Annotated in this window: 2 protein-coding genes; one reads left to right on the top strand and one right to left on the bottom strand. The window is 58.6% G+C overall.

What is annotated here, in order from left to right; all coding sequences use genetic code 11:
- Positions 1-154: 154 nt before the first annotated feature.
- On the bottom strand, positions 155-712 hold the full coding sequence (locus BDE01S_RS11525) for an ACP-like domain-containing protein (RefSeq protein ID WP_066080777.1): 558 nt from the start codon (positions 710-712) through the stop codon (positions 155-157).
- A gap of 353 nt (positions 713-1,065) precedes the next feature.
- On the opposite strand from BDE01S_RS11525, the gene dxs reads away from it, so the two are divergent.
- Entirely contained in the window at positions 1,066-2,961 is a 1,896-nt protein-coding gene (gene dxs, locus BDE01S_RS09475) for a 1-deoxy-D-xylulose-5-phosphate synthase (RefSeq protein WP_066080770.1), read from the top strand.
- Positions 2,962-3,059: the final 98 nt, after the last annotated feature.

Genomic DNA, 3,059 nt, shown 5'->3' with positions numbered 1-3,059 from the left:
CTTCCTAAAAACAGCAATCTTAACTGCCGTCAGGTGGCTGAGCGCAGTCGAAGCCGCTCGAGACCGGCGAAAGGCTTCGACTACGCGCAGCCACCTAATCAGTTCATCATTTTCATTGCACACTTAACAGGCAGGAATGCAATACCACCGTCAACTACGGCTGCCCGGCTTCCGGCGCGCAGCCCTGCACCAGCAGGTTATCGACGATTTGATCGCCGTCGGCGCTTTCCATTTGCTCGTGGCGTACCAAAAAGCCGTTGGCTTCCCGATAAAAGTCTTGGCCGAATTCATTGCCTATGGTCCAGGTTTCATTGCCGTTGCTGAATGCGGTCAAATCTTCGTCGCTCAATTCCGGGCTGTAAGGTGCGGTAAACACCGCGCCTTGGAAGCGCACCTGCGCGGCCGGGCCGGCGTTGCTGCGGTAATAGCGCACCTCAATCCGTCCGCCGTCTTCGCAGCGGTAACGCTGCCACGCGGCGCGGCTCTGCTCGGCCAATGTGCCGCCGGGCTGCTGCGGCTCGGCTGCCGAAGCGGCAACATCGGATGCAGCTGCGTCCGGTGCGGAAGCAGCTGTGTCAGAAGCGGCCAGCGGCGCGGCACTTGCGGATGCCGCCTGCGGTGCGGAAGCGGCAGGCTGCTCGGTTTGCGCGCCACAGGCAGCCAGCAGCAGCGCGGCGGCGGGGATTAACAGTTTCGGTAAAAGCGGTTTCATCACAGTCATAGCGGTTACGGATTACATTCGGGATATCAGGGAGTGTATAGTCGGAGCGCAAGTTCTGACACAAGGCGAGCCAACGCCGTAGCAGAAATTACGCTACGACTGTAACACGAAGCGGCGGCGGATTTGCAGTTTTCCCGGCCAGGCCGTCTGAAAACGCGCTGATTTTTACCACCGCTCACACAACATCATGCAATATGCCGCATCTTAACGGGCTTTTGTCGCCGCCCCCGCCCAAACGCCGGCGACTATTTTTATGCGATTGCATCATAAAACGGGGTAAGTCTTGCTATAATGGCCTGTCGTACCCCGTTCTGATTTTGTTCGACTATAAAAAGAATTGCATCATGAGCCACACCCCATTACTGGATTTGATTGAGTCGCCCGCCGCGCTGCGTGCTTTGGACAAAGCGCAGCTGCCGCAGCTGGCTGCCGAATTGCGGCAATTCCTGCTGGAGTCGGTCGGGCAGACCGGCGGGCATTTCGCCAGCAACCTCGGCGCCGTCGAGCTGACGGTGGCGCTGCATTATGTGTACAACACACCTGAAGACAAGCTGGTATGGGATGTCGGCCACCAGAGCTATCCGCACAAAATCCTCACCGGCCGCAAAAAACAGATGCACACCATGCGCCAATACGGCGGGCTGGCGGGTTTCCCCAAGCGCAGCGAGTCGGCATACGACGCGTTCGGCGTGGGCCATTCCTCCACTTCCATCGGCGCGGCTTTGGGTATGGCCGTGGCCGACAAACTGGCAGGCAAAACCAACCGCAGCGTTGCCATTATCGGCGACGGCGCGATGACCGCCGGCCAAGCCTTTGAAGCGCTCAACTGCGCGGGCGATATGGATGTGGATTTGCTGGTTATTCTCAACGACAACGAAATGTCGATTTCCCCCAATGTCGGCGCGCTGCCGAAATATCTGGCCAGCAACGTTGTGCGCGATATGCACGGCCTGCTTTCCACCATCAAAGCACAATCCAGCAAAGTGCTGGACAAGCTGCCCGGCGCGATGGAAATCGCCCAAAAAGTCGAACACAAAATCAAATCGCTGGCCAGCGAAGCCGACCATGTGAAGCAGTCGCTGTCACTGTTTGAAAACTTCGGCTTCGACTACACCGGCCCCGTGGACGGCCACAATGTCGTGCAGCTTGCAGATGTATTAAAAGAACTACGCGGCAAAAAAGGCCCGCAGCTACTGCACGTCGTCACCAAAAAAGGCAACGGCTACAAGCTGGCGGAAAACGACCCCGTGAAATACCACGCCGTCGCCAACCTGCCCAAAGACGATATGCCGTCTGAAAATCCGCCCGCGCCCAGCCCCAAGCCCACTTATACCCAAATCTTCGGGCGCTGGCTGTGCGACCAGGCCGCCGCCGATACCCGCCTGGTTGCCATCACCCCCGCCATGCGCGAGGGCAGCGGCTTGGTCGAGTTTGAGCAAAAATTCCCCGACCGTTATTTCGATGTCGGCATCGCCGAGCAGCACGCCGTGACTTTTGCGGGCGGCTTGGCCTGCGAAGGCGCAAAACCCGTCGTCGCCATCTACTCCACCTTCCTGCAACGCGCTTACGACCAGCTGGTGCATGACGTTGCCCTGCAAAACCTGCCGGTGATGTTTGCCGTCGACCGCGCCGGCATTGTCGGCGCAGACGGCCCGACCCACGCCGGTTTGTACGATTTGAGCTTTTTACGCTGCATTCCCAATATGGTTATCGCCGCGCCGAGCGACGAAAACGAATGCCGCCTGCTGCTCTCCACCTGCTACCAAATCGACGCGCCGAGCGTGGTGCGCTATCCGCGCGGCAGCGGCTGCGGCGCACAAGTTTCAGACGGCCTCGATACCGTCGCCGTCGGCAAAGGCTTAATCAAGCGCAGCGGCAAACAAACCGCCATTATCGCATTCGGCAGCATGGTTCAGCCTGCCCTAAAGGCCGCCGAAGCATTGGATGCCACCGTTGCCGATATGCGCTTTGTGAAGCCCTTGGACGAAGCCCTGATACTCGAATTGGCGCAGTCGCACGACTACATCGTCACCACCGAAGAAAACGCCGAGCAAGGCGGCGCGGGCAGCGCGGTGTTGGAACTTTTGGCGAAACATAATATCCGCAAGCCCGTCTTACTGCTGGGCGTGGCCGACATCGTGACCGAACACGGCCCGGCCGATAAGCTCTTGGACGACTTGGGATTAAGCGCGCCCGCCATGCAGCAGCGGATTGCCGCCTGGCAGCAGACCTGCCGCTAAAGCAAAAGCCGTCTGAAAAAGCGGAACCGAGTGTTCCCTTTTTCAGACGGCTTTTTTGATACGGTAGAGGGGGACTATTCAAACCGAAACATTTATAA

The organism is Bergeriella denitrificans NBRC 102155 (assembly GCF_001592185.1).
Taxonomy (GTDB): Bacteria; Pseudomonadota; Gammaproteobacteria; order Burkholderiales; family Neisseriaceae; genus Neisseria; species Neisseria denitrificans.
Note: the sequence above shows the minus strand (reverse complement) of the source record. Positions and strands in the feature narration are given on the sequence as shown.

Bases quoted from the DNA above. Each gene is read 5' to 3' on its own strand.
- BDE01S_RS11525 (WP_066080777.1), bottom strand. From the start codon at position 712: ATGAAACCGCTTTTACCGAAACTGTTAATCCCCGCCGCCGCGCTGCTG.
- dxs (WP_066080770.1), top strand. From the start codon at position 1,066: ATGAGCCACACCCCATTACTGGATTTGATTGAGTCGCCCGCCGCGCTG.